Origin of the sequence: Inquilinus sp. KBS0705 (assembly GCA_005938025.2) — a bacterium.
Classification (GTDB): Bacteria; Bacteroidota; Bacteroidia; order Sphingobacteriales; family Sphingobacteriaceae; genus Mucilaginibacter.
The window spans coordinates 1938588-1957519 of the sequence record VCCI02000001.1 but is presented as its reverse complement, the minus strand read 5'-3'; the positions used below and the strand labels follow the sequence as shown (position 1 = coordinate 1957519).

Genomic DNA, 18932 nt, shown 5'->3' with positions numbered 1-18932 from the left:
GATCATGAGACTAAAGAGGACTTTTTGGTTTACATCCTGCATGGTAATAGGCGTAGCAATTTTATCGCTTAGTACTTTACTTAATGGCTGCAAAAGCAAAACAGGCAATGGTTTTGAGTTTACAGGAGATACCCTTGCCGATGGTAAAAAGCTGGCCGAAATTAACTGTAAGCGCTGCCATGCCTTAGTGCCCGTAGATGCACTAACAAAAGATGTTTGGACGGTACATACGTTACCGGCGATGGCGCATAATTTTGGTATTAAAACCTACGGTATCGATTATTATAAGGACGAAACGGATACCTCGGGCCTAACTTTACCCGAATGGGCCGCTATTGTAAACTACTATAAAAAATTAGCGCCGGATACGCTTGCTGCTGCTAAGCCGCCGGTGCCTTTACAAAAAGATTGGGCAGGTTTTACACTTAAAAAGGCGGCCCGATCAAACGATATTTGTTTCACTACAATGGTGGCCGCCAGCCCCGCGGGTAAAATATATACCGGCGATGTGGTATCGGGCAACTTAACCGAGTGGGATAAGCAATTAAACATCAGCAGTGTTACCAAACTGCCATCGGCGGCTATACAAGCTAATTTTGTAAAGGATGCATCGGGTGCCGAAAAGGCAATAGTTACCGCTATAGGGCGCATAGATCCTATTGATTTCCCTAACGGGAGGGTATTTGATGTGGCACTGGGTGGCAAACTGCAGGCAACCGAAATAGCGGCAGACCTGCCAAGGCCGGTACAAACCATTAACGCCGACTTTGATAAGGACGGGAAAGCAGAAATAATAGTGTTAGGCCAGGGTAGCCTGAAAGGCGGCATTTATATGCTAAAATTAGCGGCCGATGGTAAAACCTATAAACAAACCACCCTAAGCGACAGGCCCGGCGCGGTGCAAGCCGTTACCGGCGATTTTAACAAGGATAGCTGGCCCGACCTGATGGTGCTGTTCGGCAGCTCTAACGAGGGCTTATCGCTCATGCTGAATGACAAAAAAGGTGGCTTTACATCAAAAGAACTGATGAGCTTTCCGCCGGTTTATGGGTCTACCAGTTTCCAGCTAACGGATATTGACAAGGATGGCAACCCCGACCTGATATATACCTGCGGTTACAACTTCCGCGATTCGCGGATATTGAAGCCTTACCATGGTTTGTACATATTTAAAAATACAGGCAACTTTAACTTTAAGCAAACCTGGTTTTACCCTATAAATGGTTGTACCAAAGCCATTGCTGCCGATTTTGATAACGATGGCGATTTGGATATTGCTACCACCGCGTTTTTTGCTGATATGAAAAATAACCCTGCCGAAGAGTTTATTTACTTTGAGCAGGACAAAGCCATGCAATTTAAACCGCATGCGGTACCCGTAAGCCAATACGGCCGCTGGATGGCCATGGAAGTTGCCGACCATAACAACGATGGCAAGCCCGATATAATTTTAGGTAATTATGCCAGCGGGTTTTTGTTTCAGCCCAATTTTGCACCAAAGTGGGACGAGCATACACCATTTATAGTACTGGAAAACAACATAAAAAAATAGTTATTGTGGTATTATTGACGAGCGAGATGATGGGAGCAAAACAATTACTAAATGCCTAATACCTACAGGCTACCGGCCAATGGTTTGGCTGCTTTATTGGTAACCATAACCGCCGCGGCTATATTTATTTTGAATGGTTGCGGCAGTAATACAGATAGCCCTCCAACCCGCGCCGAAATACTGGAGCAGGGTGCTGCACTATCAAAAAAGTATTGCGCCAACTGCCATCAATACCCAAAGCCCGCCCTGCTTGACAACCACATTTGGGAAACCAGTGTATTGCCTGCAATGGCCCTTAAATTGGGCTTTCAAAGCGAAATGGGGCAGCTTTATGCCGATAAGCAATCGCTGATAAATATAATAGACTGGCAAAAAATAGTTGAATACTATAAAGCCAATTCGCCCAAAAAGCTGGAAGTACCAAAACCAAATGCCGTTACCGATTGGGCTATATTTAAACTGCAGCGCCCTTTAGGCACAAATAAAAGTGCCACCGCCATGACCACCCTAGCGCGGTACAACCCATTTAATAAAACCCTGTACACTGCCGATGCGGCTAACAACGTGTACAGCTGGGATGCCAGTTTAAGGCCTGCGCTGGTTGCCAAATTACCATCGCCGGTTAGCTATGCTGAGTTTTTTAAAACAGCCGAGGGTAAAAACACAGGTGTATTTACCAGCCTTGGGGTAATGCCGCCTAACGATTATCTTAAAGGCAGCTTAAATGAGGTGCAGTTAGATGGCAAACATGTAGTAACAACCCTGGCTGACAGCCTGCCCCGCCCCGTACAATTAGCATCGGGCGATTTTAACAAGGATGGCCTTACCGACTATATTGTTTGCGGCTTTGGTAACGAGAAAGGGGCGTTGTTTTTGGTACAGCAGCAGCCAAACCACAAGTTTGTTAAAAAAGTGATACGGGCCGTGCCCGGTGCTATACAGCTGGAGATGGGCGATTTTAACAACGATGGCTGGCCCGATTTTTTGTGCCAGTTTGCCCAGGCCGATGAGGGCCTTTGGCTGTTTTTAAACGATAAGCAGGGTGGTTTTAAATCGCAAAACCTGCTGCGTTTCCCGCCGGTGTATGGTACCTACAGTTTTCAACTGGTTGATATGAATAATGATGATAAAAAAGATATCATCTATATATGCGGCGACAATAACGACCTCTCGCCGATATTAAAGCCTTACCACGGGGTGTATATATTTACCAACCAGGGCAACTGTAAGTTTAAACAAACCTATTTTTATCACCTAAATGGCGCTTCAAAAGCCATAGCCGCCGATTTTGATGGCGATGGCGATATGGATATTGCCAACATCGCTTTTTTCCCCGATTTTAAGAATACTCCGCAGGAAGGCTTTACCTATATGGAGCAAACCGGGAAGGGTAAATTTAAAGCGCACAACATCCCCATAAATACAGAGGGCCGCTGGCTGGTGATGGATGCCGCCGATTTGGATGGCGACGGCGACCTGGACATTGTTTTGGGCAATTTTTCTATCTACGAGGAAAAGCTGCTGAACCAAAAGGATTTTAAACCCAATTGGAACGCGCATCAGCCCATTATTGTACTGCAAAACACTTCAAAAAAGCCTTAACAGCTCTAAAATATTCTTACCTGTTACACACGAATATCAATGTACGAAACCGTACGTACAAGTGTTCGTTATCGTACACCTGTGAATTAAATATTGCGTATTTGGCCTATGAGGGCCGTTTTTTGCGCTGGCACTGGCTTTGAACAATTTTTGGCGCAAACCAAATTGTTCACATAAAACCTGTTGTTATGTTTAAAAATCTATTTAAAACTGCATGGCGTAATGTTTATCGCCAACGGTCGTATACGCTTATCAATATTATCGGCCTTGGGTCGGGCATTGCCGTGTGTATGGTAATTTTTGTGCTGATACAGTTCCATGTAAGTTTTGATGACTTTCATACCAAAAAGGATAGGATATACCGCCTGCTTACAGAGTATCATCATGCCGATTCAAAAGATATTTTTTACGGCTCCGGCGTACCCAGGGCTGTACCGCAGGGCATCAAAACCAGTATCCCCGAGGTTGAGGAAATAGCCCCTGTGTACCATCAAAACGACGAGCAATTGCAAGTTTTAAATGCGGATGGCGGTATTGCCAAGAAATTCAAAGAGCAAGGAACGTTTTTAACCACTGCGGCCTTTTTCAAAATATTTGATTTCCCCTTAATACAGGGCGATAAAGCAACTGCCTTAAAAGACCCCAACTCGGTTATACTGACACAGGAAACCGCCGACCGTTATTTTGGCGACTGGAAAACCGCTATGGGCAAAACCATTAAATGGAACAACAGGGATGTGCTGAAAGTAACAGGTATACTGGCGCCAATACCTAAAAACAGCGATTTTCAAATGCATGTTGTTATATCATTAGGTACCGGTTTTACAGCCGACCTTTTAAAATCGAAAGATTGGGATAGCACAGGTGGTTATTTTGCATGCTATGTATTATTGGCACCCAACGTTACCCAAGCACACCTTACCGCCAGGCTGCGTGCTTTGGTGAAAAAGAACCACTCGCCCGATAATATGGACAGCGAAATTACCCAACCGGTGGGGGATATACACTTTGACAACAAAGCTGGCAACTATTCAAACAAATCCATCACCCACCAAATGATAAACATGCTGTGGATGATAGCGCTGTTTATTTTGGTGATAGCCTGTGTGAATTTTATAAACCTGGCCACCGCGCAGGCGGTTAATCGCGCCAAAGAGGTAGGCATACGTAAAGTATTGGGTGGCAACCGCGGCCAGCTGCAAATGCAGTTTTTAGCCGAAACATTGGTAATTGTACTGGTATCGTTGGTATTGGCGGCGGGTATTAGCGTGCTGGCCGTGCCGGCAGTAGGTAAAATTATGGATCTGCCTTTATCTGCAGGTATGTTGCTACAGTATCAGGTAGCTGCCTTTATGGTGGCGCTTACAATTGGGGTAACCATTGTAGCGGGTTTCTATCCATCAATGGTGCTATCGGGTTTTAACCCTATCAATGCCTTAAAAAGTAAGCTGGCCTTTAAATCATCCAAAGGGATATCGTTAAGGCATGCGCTGGTAGTATTCCAGTTTATTATTGCGCAGGGACTCATCATTTGCACCATCATTATAGTAAAGCAAATGAACTTTTTTACCCACGAAAGCATGGGCTTTGCAAAAGATGCCATGGTGAATGTGCCTTTCCCTACAGATAGTGTTGCTATAAGTAAATTGGAATACCTTAAAAAAAGAATAACTGATTTGAACGGTGTGGAAAAGCTAAGCTTAAGCTCGGACGTGCCGGCAGGCGATGATGATAACTGGACAATGTTTACTTATGAAAATGCCGCTAAACCGGTAGATTTTTATTCTATTATTAAAAATGCCGACGAGCAGTATATACCTACCTATAAATTACAGCTGGTAGCCGGGCATAATTTAGCCGCTTCAGACACCACCCGTGAGTTTTTGGTGAATGAGGCTTTAGCGCAAAAGATGGGTATACGTAACCCCAAGGATATGTTAGGCAAACAAATAGCGTTAGGCAATTTTGCAAAGGGCAGGGTAGCAGGTGTATTAAAGAATTTTCACAACCGGTCGTTAAAAGACGAATACGCACCTTTGCTGATAACTACCTACAAAAAACGCTATCATATAGCAAACATCAAGCTAAATACGGCTGATATGCAGGCATCATTAAAAGGTATTGAAAATATATGGAACGAGGTTTACCCCGACTATGCCTTTGAATACCGCTTTTTAGACGAAAGCATAGCGAGTTTTTACAAGCAGGAGAACCAGTTATCGCAGATATACGAATGCTTTGCCATAGTGGCCATATTACTAAGCTGCCTGGGTTTATATGGCCTGGCATCGTTTATGGCCGTACAGCGCCTAAAAGAGGTTGGTATACGCAAAGTGCTGGGTTCGTCGGTATCGGGTATTGTTTACCTGTTCTCTAAGGAGTTTATCATATTGGTAGGTATTGGTTTTGTAATAGCATCGCCCATAACATGGTATTTAATGAGTAAATGGCTGCAGGATTATACCTACCGGATAGAGATACATTGGAGTATATTTTTGTTGGCCGGTGGGGTAGCCATTGGGATAGCTTTAGCTACGGTTAGTTTCCAGTTGATCAAAGCGGCCTTAATAAATCCAATTAAAAGTTTGCGTACGGAGTAGGCTTAAAAAATTATGTATCTGATAAACAATTAGTTATACAATTAATGTTATTTTTAATAGTACTATGTATTGCATAATACCATGTAATGTTTATTTTTGATGAACATTAACCAACAATGCAATGACAACAACTATTAAAAAGCTATCGGCAATTATATTAACAGCAACCTTATTAACAGCGGCTACGGCCTGCCACAATGGGCCGTCGACCACAATTGTTACCCACGATGATAACAACTATCAAAAGATAGAGTATGCCGGCCGTGTGGTATTTAACCAGGACCAAACCGCTATTGAGGATATATCAACAGGAGGGCATTTATACTACGAGCACAACGGCAAAAAGTTCAAGGCCCAGGAGGGTGCAATGGGCCGCATATATTATTCTTTTAATGGCGACAGCGAGGTAAACAGCCTTAGCGCCGAGCAGAAGGCATTGGTTGCCGAAGCCATAAAAGAGATAGTTAAGCAGCGGGCTAAACGTACAGCCAATTAAGCGGCGTTATTTTTGGGTCGCGATTATTTTAAGCGTGTAGGGCAGCTGTTTTAAACCACCTTTCCAGCCCTGGTGGCCGGGGATCACAAATTTGGCATCTTTGTACTTCTCGGCCACTTTTTGCACCGATAGGGGCCATTGGCTAACATTGGCATCAAGCGTGTAGCCTATATCTTTGGTATCAAGGCTTTTTATAAGGCAGCCGCCTACCAGTATCTTGTCTTTAGGGAACCATACTACAATGTTATCGCGGGTGTGGCCTTCGCCGGGGTAAAAGGTTTGTATCTCCAGGCTGTCTACCGTAAAAGTAGTATCGGCAGCAAAGGTAAAGTTGGGCAACTGTTCGCCGCGGCTTTTGCCTAATTTATAGGTGAGTTTGCTGGCATAGGTCTCCACATCTTTTTTGTTCAATACATCAAGCCCGCCTGTGCGGTCGTCATGAAAGTGGGTAGATATGCACAGCGCTATCTTTTGGTTAAAACGCTTTTGTAAGGTATCTATCAGTTGTTTGGTTTGGTCCTCGCCCCAGGGTGTGTCTATCAGCACTATACCGGCATTGGTAACCGCAAACACCGCGTTAGCCGGGAATTGGGTGGTGCCATCGGGCAGGCCGTATGATGTGCACACATAAAAGTTTTTGTTTAAGGGGGTAATGCCTATTTTAAATCCATGCTGCGCAAACGCAACCGACGATAGTAACAAACACAAAAGCAATAATCTCAACTTCATTTCTACCTATACTTTACAAATTTTAACGTATTTAACTTTTACAAGCCTTACAACTCTTTCAATATCTCCAGGTTCATTTTATCAAGGCCGCTAACCACTAAATCAGCTCTTGTAAGCGTAGCTGCATCGCCAATGCCTATAGCTTTCATCCCGCCATTTAAAGCGGCTTCTATACCCGCGACAGCGTCTTCAAACACAACGCAATCGGCAGGGATTACATTAAGTTCTTTAGCGGCGTTTAAAAATACTTCGGGGTCGGGTTTGGGCATGCTCACTTTGTTACCATCAATAATGGCATCAAACAGGGGCAGCAGGTTAAGCTTTGTTAAAATGGTGATGGAGTTTTTACTTGCCGAGCCTATGGCTGTTTTAAAACCGGCATCGCGGCAGGCTTGCACAAACTCACCTGCGCCGGGCAATATCTCGGCAGGTGTCATGTGGTTTATCATATCGGTATACCAGTCGTTTTTGCGGGTAGCCAGTTCCAGTTTTTCGGCATCGGTTTTGATTACGTTGCCCCAGCCCAGTATCAGATCAAGCGAGGCCATACGGCTTACTCCCTTTAGCTGTTCGTTTTGGTGTTCGGTAAAATCAAAGCCCATTTGGTTGGCCAGGCGTTTCCAGGCTTTGTAATGATACACCGCGGTATCTACAATTACGCCATCAAGGTCAAATATGCAGGCTTTCAGGTTGTTCATGCTGTTGCTTAAGCCGTAAAGGTAAAATATGCGGCCAAATTATGTTGAATTTTTTTAGTTGTTGTGTATAGCCTGTTGGTATATGGATTATTTTTGATAGGTTTAATTAACATCTGCAAAACCAAAACATAAACGATGAAAACGATCGAAATTTTATCTGTGCCGGTAACCGACCAGCAAAGGGCAAAGGATTTTTACCTGAAATTTGGCTTTACCTTAATGGTAGAGAACCCTTTTCAGGGCGATTCGCTTTGGATACAATTAGGCCTGCCCGGTGGCGGCACTTCTATTACGCTGGTTAACTGGTTCCCCGGATTAAAGGCCGGCACCCTTACCGGTAATGTGATCAAATGCGATGACCTTGATGCCGATATTGAACGCATAAAAGCCAAGGGCATTGAAGTTGGCCCTGCCGATAAAACCCCCTGGGGCCGCTTTGCTACAGTAAAGGACCCTGATGGTAACGCCTGGAGCTTGCACGGGAAATAGTTGGCAGTTGCGTAGTTGGCACTTGGCACTTGGCAGTTTGCAACCCTTCCCAACGCGTCATTGCGAGGTACGAAGCAACCTCCTGACAGGGCAGGGTAACGGATTTTTATGCTTCAAACGAATGTGGCCCGCTCCTGGCCGCGGAAGGCCCATTATTTTTTGCTTGATCAAAAAGTAACAAAAAATCAAGTCAGCAAAAAGGCTTCTTTGCCGCACAGGGCCTTTGCCCTGCAAAGCTGGCAAAACCACGGGCTGGAATCTTTTGCCCTGCTTCGCTCGCGCACGGCCTCGCTTCAGCAAAATTTCCTATGCCCTTCCACCGCACATGGCCACCATTGTTTTGCCCGCTTTCGCCCGAAGCTGCTTTGCTGACGTGAAGCTGTGGGGAAAAATGGAGTTTAACCGAAATAAAAAAGAGCGTGGGGCTTTTGTCAGCGCGCGCGGGCCGGGTGTATGGCAGGAATGCCGGTTTAGCTTTTTTGGATGGATTGGAGCGAAGCGAACAATCGACAAAAAAGCGTGAAGAACCGGCAGGGCGCGCAGGAAGCATCGCGCTGACTTGAATTTTGGTTACTTTGTTTCAAGACAAAGTAACAGCCCCCGCGGCTACTGAGCGGCGAAAGCTTGTGCAAACCCGATTCAATTCAATAAGATTTTCCTCATCCAATGAAATCATCCACCCGTTTAGTATAATTGCACATGCCAAAAAAGTCCCTGTTAATTGTCCTTTTCGTGCTGTTATCCTTATGGGCTTGTAACAACAACACTACCCTTTACCGGGTAGTAAAAATAAAGGACGGCGATACTATGGAACTACTATCGCCCGATCATCAAAACATTACCGTACGCCTGGCCGAGATTGACTGCCCCGAAAAAAACCAGGCATTTGGGCAGGCCGCCAAACAGTTTACCGCCGCCTTGTGCTTTGGCAAGCTGGTAAAGCTGGATGCTACCCAAAAAGACCGCTACGGGCGCACAGTAGGGCAGGTGCTGCTGGAGGACGGTACCAACGTTAACTACGAAATTGTAAAGAACGGCTATGCCTGGCAATACCGCGCCTATTCAAAAAACATGCAGCTATCCGAACTGGAACAAAACGCCCGCCAAAACCACATGGGCCTGTGGCAGGATGCTAACCCCACACCCCCCTGGAATTTCAGGAAAGACGAAAAAACAAACCGTGTAAGTAAAAAGGCCGCCCAGCCCAAAAAGCCTAAACGGCACTATAAGCGCCGCCGCAAATACCGCGATAGTACTGCTGCACAATTTAATTGATTATGCTTATCTTGCTTACCTATACTATAACCTGATGAAAGTATTTAAGGCCTTATTTTCCCTGGCAATTACCGTGGCGCTTATATGGGCATTGCAAACCAAATTTGGCGATGTGCCGCCGCTGGGGGCATTTTTAAACCCGGCAACAGGTTTTTGGCAAAATGCCGAAAGTAAAAACATTATAGCCGCTAAACAGCTAAAGCTAAGCGGCCTGCAAGGAAAAGTAACCATACGATACGACGAAAACCGTATTCCGCATATTTTTGCAGAGAACGACCACGACCTTTATTATGCGCAGGGCTATATTACCGCTACCGAGCGCTTGTGGCAAATGGATATACAAACCCGCAGCGCGGCGGGCAGATTAGCCGAAGTGGTAGGCGATAAGGCGCTGGCGTTGGACCGCTACCACCGCCGCATGGGCATGACCTACGGTGCCGAGAATACACTGCGCGGCATGATGCAGGACCCGGTAATGAGCCAAGTGATAAACGCTTATACCGATGGCGTAAATGCTTATATTAAGCACCTGCGCCCGGGCGGTTACCCTATAGAATTTAAACTGCTTGATTATGCGCCCGAAGAATGGAAACCCATCAACTCGGCATTTTTGCTTAAGCTGATGTCCGAAACGCTGGCCGGCGGCAGCAATGAACTGGGCATGACCAACGTGCTGAATAAATTTGGCGCTGCGGCCGTTAACGACCTGTTCCCGGATTATCCCTCAAAAGAAAGCCCTATTATCCCCGAAGGGACAAAGTGGAACTTTACCCCTCTTGATATACCGCAGCCCCCCGCCAGCTTTAAGGCACAAATGGTAGCCGGAATGATAAACCGCGAAAAAGTTGCTGGTTTGGGTAGTAACAACTGGGCCATCAGCGGCAGCAAAACCGCATCGGGCTACCCCATATTGGCCAACGACCCGCATTTGAACCTCACCATGCCATCTATATGGTACCAAATGCAGCTGGCAGCGCCGGGGGTAAACGTATATGGCGTTACACTGCCGGGGGCACCCTGCGTGGTTATTGGCTACAACCAAAAAGCAAGCTGGGGCGTAACCAATGTAGATGCCGATATTTTAGACTGGTACCAGGTAAAGTTTAAAGATGCCGCCCGCAACCAATACTGGTACAATAACAAATGGAACAACGTAACCCGCCGTATAGAAACCATTAAAGTGCGCGGCGGGCAAACCATTACCGATACGGTGATATACACGCATTATGGCCCGGTGGTATACGATAACGCTGCCGTTGCCAAAGGCGGCCATATTAATGTGCCCGTAGGCAATGCCCTTAAATGGGTAGCACACCTGGAAAGTAACGAGTTTAAAACCTTTTACCTGCTTAACCGTGCAGGTAACTACGACCAGTATCGCGAAGCATTAAAATACTATACCGCGCCCGCCCAAAACTTTGTGTTTGCATCGGCAGATAATGATATAGCCATTACACCAAACGGTAAACTGCCGCTAAAGTATAAAGAGCAGGGCAAGTTTATAATGGATGGCAGCAACCCCGCCAACGAATGGCATGGCTGGATACCCTTTGAACAAAACCCAACGGTTAAAAACCCGCCGAGGGGATTTGTAAGCTCGGCCAATCAATCGCCGGCAGATAAAACCTACCCATATTACATTAATTGGCGCTTTGAAAGTTATAACCGCGCCAAACGCATAAACGACCGCCTTGGCGCTATGCAAAAGGCTACGGCAGATAGTATGCGTGTTTTGCAGACCGACGATTACAGCATACGCGCGCAGGATGTTTTGCCCACTATGCTGCGCTACATTGATGCCAGTAAGCTGGACGATACGCAGCTGGCAGCATTTAACGAGCTGAAAAAATGGGATAAGTTTTTCAAAGCAAAATCGGTAGGGGCCAGCATTTACAATAAATGGTGGCTTGAATTTTATAACTTTACCTGGGCCAATAAGTTTACCATCCCCGATACGTTGTATACCTACCCATCATACGACCGTACCGAAACCATGTTGCTTAAAGACATGAACTCGAAGTGGTTTGATGACCCGCGCACGCCCGCAAAGGAAAGCGGTACCGATATATTGCTGCATGCCTTTACAGCAGCAGTTGACGGGCTTGCACGCGACCATGGTAAAATGGGCGAGGGCTGGCAATGGGGCAAAGTAAAACCTTTTGAGGTGGCGCATTTGGGCCATGTGCCGGGTTTTGGGTCGGGTAATTTTGAGAGCGGCGGCGAAGGCTTTACCATAAACGCGCTGGAAGACGGGCACGGCCCATCGTGGCGCATGGTGGTGCAATTGGGGCCGCAAACCAAAGGCTACGGTATTATACCCGGCGGCGAAAGCGGCAACCCCGGCAGCTTTTTTTACGATGATATGCTAAAAACCTGGCAGGCCGGTAAGCTGAACGAACTACTTTTCCTGACTTCGCCCGCACAAACTTCGCCCCGGATAAAAACAACCTTAACCTTAAACAAAAAGTAATATGCTGTTTGGTATAATATTGTTATTGGCCTTTATATGCGGATACCTGGTGCCCTGGTGGGTGGCTTGCATATTGGCATTTATAGCCGCCTATTTTTTGGGCAGGCCGTCAACCAAATCCTTTTTGTCGGGTTTTGGCGGCATCTCATTAGCGTGGACAGCCCTTGCCTTGCTCAAAAGCATACCTAATAACCACCTGCTGGCCACCCGCGTAGCCGCCATGTTTCACCTGCCCCAATGGTGGATGATACTGGCCATCACCGCCATCATAGGCGGCCTCGCCGGCGGCATGTGCGCCCTATCGGGCAGTTTGGTAAAAAGGGCGGTAGAAAAGGAGAAGTAGGGGTGAAGCATCTCGACCATACGTCATTGCGAAGTACGAAGCAATCTCCCTTAATGCCAATCTTTAACAACTCTACAGCTATTCAACCTAACTGTAAAGCAATAGCTAACTCGTTCAAAAACAGTCTTTCAGCTAAACGATAAAATAAAAAACTCTTTCTTTGTGATTATTTAACCCTTTGTGCGAATAATAGGGTAAATAATCAAACCAAATGACTGCGCAAGCCAATAAGGATCAGTTTTTATTCCTGATACAGCAAAACAAAAAGCTGATATTTAAGGTGTGCAATGCCTATTGCGCAGATGCCGAGGACCGCAAGGATCTGGTACAGGAAGTCATCATTCAGTTATGGCATTCCTTCGGTAACTATAACAATCAGTTTAAACTATCTACCTGGATGTATCGCATAGCGCTTAACACAGCTATCTCTTTTTACCGGTCTGACAGGAAAAGGCGCATCAGCACAACATCTATAAACGAGAACGTTTTTGATATCGCCGACGATGATTCAAAAGAACTGGACGAAAAGGTAACCTTACTGTACCAGTTTATTGGCCGTTTAGATGAGCTGAACAAAGCCCTGATGATATTGTACCTGGACAATAACAGTTATAAAGATATAGCCGATATACTGGGCATAACCGAAACCAATGTGGCTACCAAAATAAGCCGTATTAAGCAGTACTTAAAAACACAATTTGACAAACAACAAAAAAACTAACACCATGGAACTACAGGAATTTAAAAACATCTGGGCCGAGTACGACAGGAAACTGGACAAAAGCCTGCAAATAAACATGCAACTATTAAGGCAAATGAAAATGGATAAGGTAAATAAACAAACCAGGGGGCTGTTCATTCTAAAGTTGGCCGAAACCTTATTTGCTTTATTTATACTGGGCTACCTGGTTAGCTTTATTGCAAAAAACCTTTACCATTTGCCACTTATCATCTCTGCAGGTTTATTGTTGCTATTTACCGTAATGGGCTTTGTATCTGATATCAGGCAGTTAACCCTTATTTTGCAATTAAAAATGGGTTATGATGATGCCATAGCACCCGTTCAAAAAAAGATTGGGGCGTTAAAAGCGGTTATTATCAGCTACATTAAATTCGGCTTACTTTTTATCCCCTTTTACCCGGCGCTGATGATTGTAGCGGGCAAAATATTTATGCATATTGATTTTACCCTGCCGCAGCATGCCGATTATTTATGGTCTAACGTGGGGGTGGGGGCCCTGCTGTTGGTGCCTATACTATGGATATTTACCGAATTGAGTAAAAAGGATATAAAACCCTGGGCACGTAATTTACTATCCGGCTCGGGCTACCACCAGGCCAATGCCGCCGCGGCCTTTTTACACGAAATAGAAGAATTTGAAAAAGAGAGCTAACTACCGTCCGTTTTAAATGTCAACATCTCCCCGCCAACTTTTCAAATTTCGGAATAATCATTTAAACTTTTAGTGACACTATTTTGTCACTAAGTTTTGGATTGCCAATATTGCCGCAATTCCATCACAACCAAAATGATTGTTTGGAAATATGGTTTAAAATTTTATATTAGTTGAACACATCAGAACAAAAAAGAGAAAACCCTTAAGCTGTATCAACAAAAAAAACAAATAAAAAACAAAATACCACACAGGGCGAAGAATGAAGCCAACCGCCAATAAAACTAAAGCAGTTAAACAAAAACGCCCGGACTAAAAATTAGTCCGGGCGTTTTTATATTAGCTAAAATGTGCCTTTAAAAGGTGCTCAGTGTGGTTTTTACCTGTACAACCGCTGGCGATGTGCTCTTAGAACTCTCAAATATCGTAGCAGACGACTCGGTATTGCCATAAAAGTTGGCATTTGCCGTTTTATCTATAGCTAAATTAGAACCATTGATGCTGATACCGGCAAAAAGACCCTTACTGCGCGAGTAGGAGTAGATCTCAGCTTCCAGCTTATGGTCGGTACTCGCTGTCGAGCTGCGGCCAACAGGTCCCGCTGCCGCCGAAATGTCGCCTCCGATAGTAAAATCGCCGTTTTTGACCTTGGTAAGCACTCCTTTGTTCTTAAACACCAACACCAGGTCAACCGATTGTACCCCTATCTGGAAGCCAAAGCTACCACCGGTTAGGGTAACAAATACAGGGTCGCTCCAGCTGCCATTAGGCAGTTTTACCATGGCAATGCCTTTACCACGTTTGCCGCCAACTACCAATCCGGCGTTTATCAGCTTGGGTATTACCACTATACCCTCGTATTCTTCCAACAGTTGGTGGGGTATGCTCTCTTTCATCTTGGTGAATTCCTTTAAAACGTTGTTGGCATCATGTAGCTTCTCAACGCCTTTATCGTCGGCAGGTTTAGCCGAGGCCAGTATAAAAAATGCGCTTAATAGCAGCGGCAGGCCTAAAAATTTGATTGTTTTCATGGTTGTGTTCTTAATATGTGTTACATAAATGTAATGCTGATAACGAGTGTTTTGCGTGTTTGTTTCATATTTTACATACAGTATATCCGCACTTCTGCCTAATCGCAGTATCTTTACTGCTGCATGATAAAGCCCGATAAACAACAGGTATTCGCTATAAACAGCCTGCAGCAGTTTAACCAAACCGTTTTGCAGGTGTTTAACTACCAGGCGCAAAACTGCGAGGTTTACAGCCGGTTTATCAGTGGTTTGGGTATAAGCCCTGCAGGTATAAAAAATATCGATCAAATACCTTTTTTACCCGTGGAGTTTTTTAAATCGCATAGCATAAAAAGCACTTTGGAGCCTGATGAAGTGGTTTTTACCAGTTCGGGCACTAGCGGGATGATCACCAGCAGCCACCATGTTAGCGATGTTGATTGGTATGTGCAAAGCTTCCGAAAGGCGTTTGCCTTGTTTTACGGCGATATAACAAACTACACCGTTTTGGCTTTGCTGCCGTCATATTTGGAGCGGGATGGCTCGTCATTAATATACATGGCGCAGGATATGATCACACAGTCTGCAAACCGCAATAGCGGCTTTTACCTATATAACCACCTGGAGCTTTATCAAATGCTGCAAGCGCAGCAGCAAGCCAACAAACCAACCATACTCATAGGGGTAACCTTTGCCTTGCTCGACTTTATAGACCAGTACAAACTAAACTTTCCAGGCCTTATAGTAATGGAAACAGGTGGAATGAAGGGCCGACGCAAAGAAATGATACGCGAAGAACTGCATCACGATTTATGCGCCGGGTTTGGCGTAAATGCCATTCATTCAGAATACGGCATGACGGAACTTTTATCGCAAGCATACTCAAAAGGCGAGGGGATATTCAACTGTCCGCCCTGGATGAAAGTGATCACACGCGATCCTAATGATCCTTTCACCATCGTCGAAATCGGCAAAACAGGCGGTGTAAATATCATCGATCTGGCTAATATCAACTCCTGCTCGTTTTATAGCTACGCAAGATCTGGGCAAGGTATATGCCGATGGCTCTTTTGAGGTGCTGGGCCGCTTTGATAACTCCGACATAAGAGGCTGTAATTTGCTGATAGCATAGTTTTATATAACTAACATAATATTCTTATTTTTGCAGCCAATAGCAATTAATAGTATGATCGATAAATTTTTGCACGAAGAACAAGACCCTAAAACGGTTGAAAGAATATATGGACGTTTAGTAGACCTGCTAACAACTGGCGAAGAGATTTTATACATAGCCGTACAGAAAAAGCCTTTGGTAAACTTGTTTCCGGATTGTATTGCCTTAACCAATAAGCGCATATTGTTTTTTACCCCGGCAAACCTCGGCCTTTCTATTAAGTTTGTTGATTTTGTTTGGAAAGACATTATTGATGTATATACCAAAGAAGAAATTATTGGTGCCGTTTTTAGCGCCAAAACCACTAACGGTGCCGAAATGGGGGTAGATTACCTGCCAAAAGTACAGGCCCGTAAACTATACCAATACGCACAGGAGCGTACCCAAGCCGAGCGTGAAGCCCGCCGCATGCGCGATTTGGAAGAAAAACGTGCCGAATCGGGAGCGTTACAAATAGACCATGCCGCGCAGGTAGCTTTTCAGCCTGTTACGCCGCAACCTGCCGCTGCACCAACCCCGCCACCTGCACCAATAGCGCACGAAGAGCCTAAGAAAGATGAGCTGACCGAAAAATTAAAAAGACTGAAAACACTTTTCGAAAGCGGTTTGATATCGCAGGAAGAGTACAACCATAAAAAATTGGAGCTGCTAAGCGATTTTTAAGATTCATTTAGATGCCTTCTTTTCAGGGAAGGTTGGCTTAAGCCGTTCGTCAAAACTAAAAGGTAAGGTCTTTAAGATGCTTACCTTTTTTATGTCGGGATGCCAGGGATTAAGCAGGTAATTGTATTCCTGCGGCACAACTGCCGATGGTACTTTAAGCATTAAATAAGCAGCTTCGCGAATAAAAGTATTGCCAATTTGTTTTAATTCGGCCGGGTATGATACATCCTGCCAGTTATCGGGCAAGGTGCTTTCATCTAAAGTTAAGATGTTTTTATCAGGCACCTCAATTTCGGCAATGCAAAAGTTATTAGGTAATAATAGCGGTGGCATGTGTACCAAAACCTCCAATGCAGCCAATGCCCTCGAAGATGCAAGGTAAACCATCGATTTTCCTTCGCTATTCCAGCGGCCGCCATACAAGCGGGCACCGGTTCCGGTTAAATCGTTAACGTAATTGCATTTGGCTATGCGGTAAAGTGTCATCAGGCAAAAACACCGTGCTCTATGCGGCCAAGCTCTTTAAAGACTAAATCAAAGCCTGCCGAAGTATCAAGTATGGTAACCGGGGCCTCGCCTTTAAAAATATGGCCCGGCGTTTTTACCCATTGCTTAAACTTATCCATCGAACCAAATACCTCTTCGCCACGGGTATACAGGCGGGCAAGCTCAACGGCCTTCTCGGCATATTCGGTTTTAATAATGGCATCATCATCGTAGCGTTGCAGGGTACGCTCGGAGATGTGGATAATGTTAGCTAACTCCTGTATGTTTAATGATATTTTTTTAGCCAAAGCCAGCAACGCTTTTTTTGGAAAACCCTGCCTAGCCAGGGTAATGATGTCAAAATCAGAAGATGATTTAGCGGTTTTTGCCCCGCCTAACAAATTATAAAACGGGGTTGATGAAGCCTGGGTAATATACATTGCCATAGGTTCATTAACCTCATTTTTTACAGTATGTTTTATTTTGTACGACATTTATCCAAAAATAACTACATTTTGTCGTAATTCAAAATTATTTGGCAATTATTAAAAAATAATTTTTCTTTCCTTTTTGCGCTACTAAGTATTTGTTATTGATGAGTTTATCGGTTTTGTAAATATCTTTAGCTGCGTTTATTTTGGCTTTGTTTATAGCTACTCCGCCGCCTTGTATCATTTTTTTGGCTTCGCCTTTTGAAGGGAATACTGCAGTTATACCGGCAAGTAAATCGGTAGCATTTATCCCGGCTTCCAGCTCGCTTTTACTAATAGTAAAGTTAGGTACACCGCTAAATAAGCCAATAACTTCGTCATCATTTAACTCATTTAAAAACTCGATGCCTGTATTACCAAATAAAAACTCGGTCGATTTTATTGCTTTTTCGTATTCGGCTTCGCCATGTACACGTATGGTAATATCCTTTGCCAAAGCTTTTTGCAATACTCGTGTATGTGGGGCAGCATCTTGCTCAAGCTCTAAAGCTTCAATAACCGCCTTATCAAACAAAGTGAAAATACGGATATATGATTTTGCATCAACATCGCTTGTGTTTAACCAAAATTGGTAAAACTGGTAGGGCGATGTACGCCTGGCATCCAGCCATACCGCGCCACTTTCGGTTTTGCCGAATTTGGTACCGTCTGCTTTTTTTATCAATTGTGTGGTTAACGCATAAGCTTCGCCCTGGTCCTTACGGCGTATCAACTCAGTACCGGTAACTATATTACCCCATTGGTCGCTGCCGCCCATTTGCAGTACACAGGTATGGTTTTTCCATAAATAGTAAAAATCGTAGCCCTGTACCAATTGGTAAGTAAACTCGGTGAACGTTATTCCGGTATCACCCTCTAAGCGCTTTTTTACCGAATCCTTAGCCATCATATAATTAACGGTAAGGTGCTTGCCTACATCACGTATAAAATCTAAAAAAGTAAAGTTTTTAAACCAATCGTAATTGTTTACCATTTGTGCGCTGTTGGCACCGGTATTAAAATCTAAAAATTTCTCAAGTTGTTTTTGTACCGATTGCAGGTTGTGATTAAGCACATCTTCGCTTAGTAAATTACGCTCGGCCGATTTACCTGAAGGGTCACCTACCATACCGGTTGCACCACCCACCAAAGCATAAGGCTTGTGGCCGGCACGTTGGAAATGGATAAGCGTCATGATCTGTGTAAGGTGGCCCACATGTAACGAGTCGGCAGTAGGGTCGAAACCGATATAGCCCGATGCCATGCCTTTATTCAATACATCCTCGGTACCGGGCATAATATCATGCAGCATGCCTCTCCAGCGTAATTCTTCAACAAAATTCATTAGTGTGTAGTATATATATCAAAAATGGCAAATATAGTAGAATAATCTGTTGCATAAACAACCAGGGCAATTAGGTGTTAAATCTACAGTACGGTCATTGCATTATAATATAAAGTGACAAGGGTTAAATTACAGC

Annotated in this window: 18 protein-coding genes and 1 pseudogene; 13 read left to right on the top strand and 6 right to left on the bottom strand. The window is 44.6% G+C overall.

The window, feature by feature from the left end; translation table 11 throughout:
- Positions 1-4 precede the first annotated feature (4 nt).
- The 4 genes from FFF34_008515 (at position 5) to FFF34_008500 (ending at position 6250) form a co-directional block, all read left to right on the top strand.
- Positions 5-1552: a VCBS repeat-containing protein gene (locus FFF34_008515; GenBank protein TSD67418.1), complete on the top strand. Its 1548-nt coding sequence runs from the start codon at positions 5-7 to the stop codon at positions 1550-1552.
- Between the two features lie 51 nt (positions 1553-1603).
- Entirely contained in the window at positions 1604-3154 is a 1551-nt protein-coding gene (locus FFF34_008510; GenBank protein ID TSD67417.1) for a VCBS repeat-containing protein, read from the top strand.
- Positions 3155-3342: 188 nt separating this feature from the next.
- The gene (locus FFF34_008505; protein ID TSD67416.1) at positions 3343-5754 is read left to right on the top strand and encodes an FtsX-like permease family protein; all 2412 of its coding nucleotides are present in this window, start codon (positions 3343-3345) and stop codon (positions 5752-5754) included.
- A 121-nt stretch (positions 5755-5875) separates the two neighbouring features.
- The gene (locus FFF34_008500; protein ID TSD67415.1) at positions 5876-6250 is read left to right on the top strand and encodes a hypothetical protein; all 375 of its coding nucleotides are present in this window, start codon (positions 5876-5878) and stop codon (positions 6248-6250) included.
- Between the two features lie 6 nt (positions 6251-6256).
- On the opposite strand, the gene bla is transcribed toward FFF34_008500, so the two are convergent.
- A complete protein-coding gene (gene bla / locus FFF34_008495; protein TSD67414.1) occupies positions 6257-6979 on the bottom strand; it encodes a subclass B1 metallo-beta-lactamase in 723 nt (240 codons plus the stop codon).
- Positions 6980-7026: 47 nt separating this feature from the next.
- A complete protein-coding gene (gene pgmB, locus FFF34_008490; GenBank protein ID TSD67413.1) occupies positions 7027-7677 on the bottom strand; it encodes a beta-phosphoglucomutase in 651 nt (216 codons plus the stop codon).
- A 135-nt stretch (positions 7678-7812) separates the two neighbouring features.
- Here pgmB and FFF34_008485 point away from each other — a divergent pair, with 135 nt between their 5' ends.
- From FFF34_008485 to FFF34_008455, 7 genes are all read left to right on the top strand, one after another.
- Positions 7813-8166, top strand: coding sequence for a glyoxalase (locus FFF34_008485; protein TSD67412.1), 354 nt, complete (start codon positions 7813-7815; stop codon positions 8164-8166).
- A gap of 325 nt (positions 8167-8491) precedes the next feature.
- Positions 8492-8689, top strand: coding sequence for a hypothetical protein (locus FFF34_008480; protein ID TSD67411.1), 198 nt, complete (start codon positions 8492-8494; stop codon positions 8687-8689).
- 176 nt (positions 8690-8865) lie between these two features.
- Positions 8866-9441, top strand: a complete 576-nt coding sequence (locus FFF34_008475) for a nuclease (GenBank protein ID TSD67410.1) — start codon at positions 8866-8868, stop codon at positions 9439-9441.
- Positions 9442-9475: 34 nt separating this feature from the next.
- Complete coding sequence (locus FFF34_008470; GenBank protein ID TSD67409.1) at positions 9476-11911, top strand: penicillin acylase family protein; 2436 nt, start codon at positions 9476-9478, stop codon at positions 11909-11911.
- Between the two features lies 1 nt (position 11912).
- Positions 11913-12254, top strand: a complete 342-nt coding sequence (locus tag FFF34_008465; protein ID TSD67408.1) for a hypothetical protein — start codon at positions 11913-11915, stop codon at positions 12252-12254.
- A 211-nt stretch (positions 12255-12465) separates the two neighbouring features.
- Complete coding sequence (locus tag FFF34_008460) at positions 12466-12975, top strand: sigma-70 family RNA polymerase sigma factor (protein TSD67407.1); 510 nt, start codon at positions 12466-12468, stop codon at positions 12973-12975.
- A 4-nt stretch (positions 12976-12979) separates the two neighbouring features.
- Complete coding sequence (locus tag FFF34_008455) at positions 12980-13648, top strand: hypothetical protein (protein TSD67406.1); 669 nt, start codon at positions 12980-12982, stop codon at positions 13646-13648.
- 356 nt (positions 13649-14004) lie between these two features.
- Here the strand turns inward: FFF34_008455 and FFF34_008450 are convergent, their stop codons facing one another.
- Positions 14005-14679 carry a lipid-binding SYLF domain-containing protein gene (locus FFF34_008450; GenBank protein ID TSD67405.1) on the bottom strand — a complete coding sequence of 225 codons (675 nt, stop codon included), beginning with the start codon at positions 14677-14679 and terminating at the stop codon, positions 14005-14007.
- A 123-nt stretch (positions 14680-14802) separates the two neighbouring features.
- Here FFF34_008450 and FFF34_008445 point away from each other — a divergent pair.
- Positions 14803-15790 (top strand): annotated as a pseudogene (locus FFF34_008445) (acyl transferase).
- A 54-nt stretch (positions 15791-15844) separates the two neighbouring features.
- Positions 15845-16495, top strand: a complete 651-nt coding sequence (locus tag FFF34_008440) for a hypothetical protein (protein ID TSD67404.1) — start codon at positions 15845-15847, stop codon at positions 16493-16495.
- A 3-nt stretch (positions 16496-16498) separates the two neighbouring features.
- Here the strand turns inward: FFF34_008440 and FFF34_008435 are convergent, their stop codons facing one another.
- The 3 genes from FFF34_008435 to FFF34_008425 all read right to left on the bottom strand — a co-directional run bounded on the left by FFF34_008435 (position 16499) and on the right by FFF34_008425 (position 18796).
- Positions 16499-16981 (bottom strand): RES domain-containing protein, encoded by a 483-nt coding sequence (locus FFF34_008435; GenBank protein TSD67403.1) that lies wholly within the window; start codon positions 16979-16981, stop codon positions 16499-16501.
- Positions 16981-17427: a DUF2384 domain-containing protein gene (locus FFF34_008430; GenBank protein ID TSD67402.1), complete on the bottom strand. Its 447-nt coding sequence runs from the start codon at positions 17425-17427 to the stop codon at positions 16981-16983. The genes FFF34_008435 and FFF34_008430 overlap by 1 nt, the downstream gene beginning before the upstream one ends.
- 85 nt (positions 17428-17512) lie before the next feature.
- Positions 17513-18796, bottom strand: a complete 1284-nt coding sequence (locus tag FFF34_008425; protein TSD67401.1) for a tyrosine--tRNA ligase — start codon at positions 18794-18796, stop codon at positions 17513-17515.
- Positions 18797-18932: the final 136 nt, after the last annotated feature.

Excerpts from the sequence above, each read along its gene's own strand:
- FFF34_008515 (TSD67418.1), top strand. The coding sequence starts at position 5 with ATGAGACTAAAGAGGACTTTTTGGTTTACATCCTGCATGGTAATAGGC.
- FFF34_008510 (TSD67417.1), top strand. The coding sequence starts at position 1,604 with ATGCCTAATACCTACAGGCTACCGGCCAATGGTTTGGCTGCTTTATTG.
- FFF34_008505 (TSD67416.1), top strand. The coding sequence starts at position 3,343 with ATGTTTAAAAATCTATTTAAAACTGCATGGCGTAATGTTTATCGCCAA.
- FFF34_008500 (TSD67415.1), top strand. The coding sequence starts at position 5,876 with ATGACAACAACTATTAAAAAGCTATCGGCAATTATATTAACAGCAACC.
- bla (TSD67414.1), bottom strand. The coding sequence starts at position 6,979 with ATGAAGTTGAGATTATTGCTTTTGTGTTTGTTACTATCGTCGGTTGCG.
- pgmB (TSD67413.1), bottom strand. The coding sequence starts at position 7,677 with ATGAACAACCTGAAAGCCTGCATATTTGACCTTGATGGCGTAATTGTA.
- FFF34_008485 (TSD67412.1), top strand. The coding sequence starts at position 7,813 with ATGAAAACGATCGAAATTTTATCTGTGCCGGTAACCGACCAGCAAAGG.
- FFF34_008480 (TSD67411.1), top strand. The coding sequence starts at position 8,492 with ATGGCCACCATTGTTTTGCCCGCTTTCGCCCGAAGCTGCTTTGCTGAC.
- FFF34_008475 (TSD67410.1), top strand. The coding sequence starts at position 8,866 with ATGCCAAAAAAGTCCCTGTTAATTGTCCTTTTCGTGCTGTTATCCTTA.
- FFF34_008470 (TSD67409.1), top strand. The coding sequence starts at position 9,476 with ATGAAAGTATTTAAGGCCTTATTTTCCCTGGCAATTACCGTGGCGCTT.
- FFF34_008465 (TSD67408.1), top strand. The coding sequence starts at position 11,913 with ATGCTGTTTGGTATAATATTGTTATTGGCCTTTATATGCGGATACCTG.
- FFF34_008460 (TSD67407.1), top strand. The coding sequence starts at position 12,466 with ATGACTGCGCAAGCCAATAAGGATCAGTTTTTATTCCTGATACAGCAA.
- FFF34_008455 (TSD67406.1), top strand. The coding sequence starts at position 12,980 with ATGGAACTACAGGAATTTAAAAACATCTGGGCCGAGTACGACAGGAAA.
- FFF34_008450 (TSD67405.1), bottom strand. The coding sequence starts at position 14,679 with ATGAAAACAATCAAATTTTTAGGCCTGCCGCTGCTATTAAGCGCATTT.
- FFF34_008440 (TSD67404.1), top strand. The coding sequence starts at position 15,845 with ATGATCGATAAATTTTTGCACGAAGAACAAGACCCTAAAACGGTTGAA.
- FFF34_008435 (TSD67403.1), bottom strand. The coding sequence starts at position 16,981 with ATGACACTTTACCGCATAGCCAAATGCAATTACGTTAACGATTTAACC.
- FFF34_008430 (TSD67402.1), bottom strand. The coding sequence starts at position 17,427 with ATGGCAATGTATATTACCCAGGCTTCATCAACCCCGTTTTATAATTTG.
- FFF34_008425 (TSD67401.1), bottom strand. The coding sequence starts at position 18,796 with ATGAATTTTGTTGAAGAATTACGCTGGAGAGGCATGCTGCATGATATT.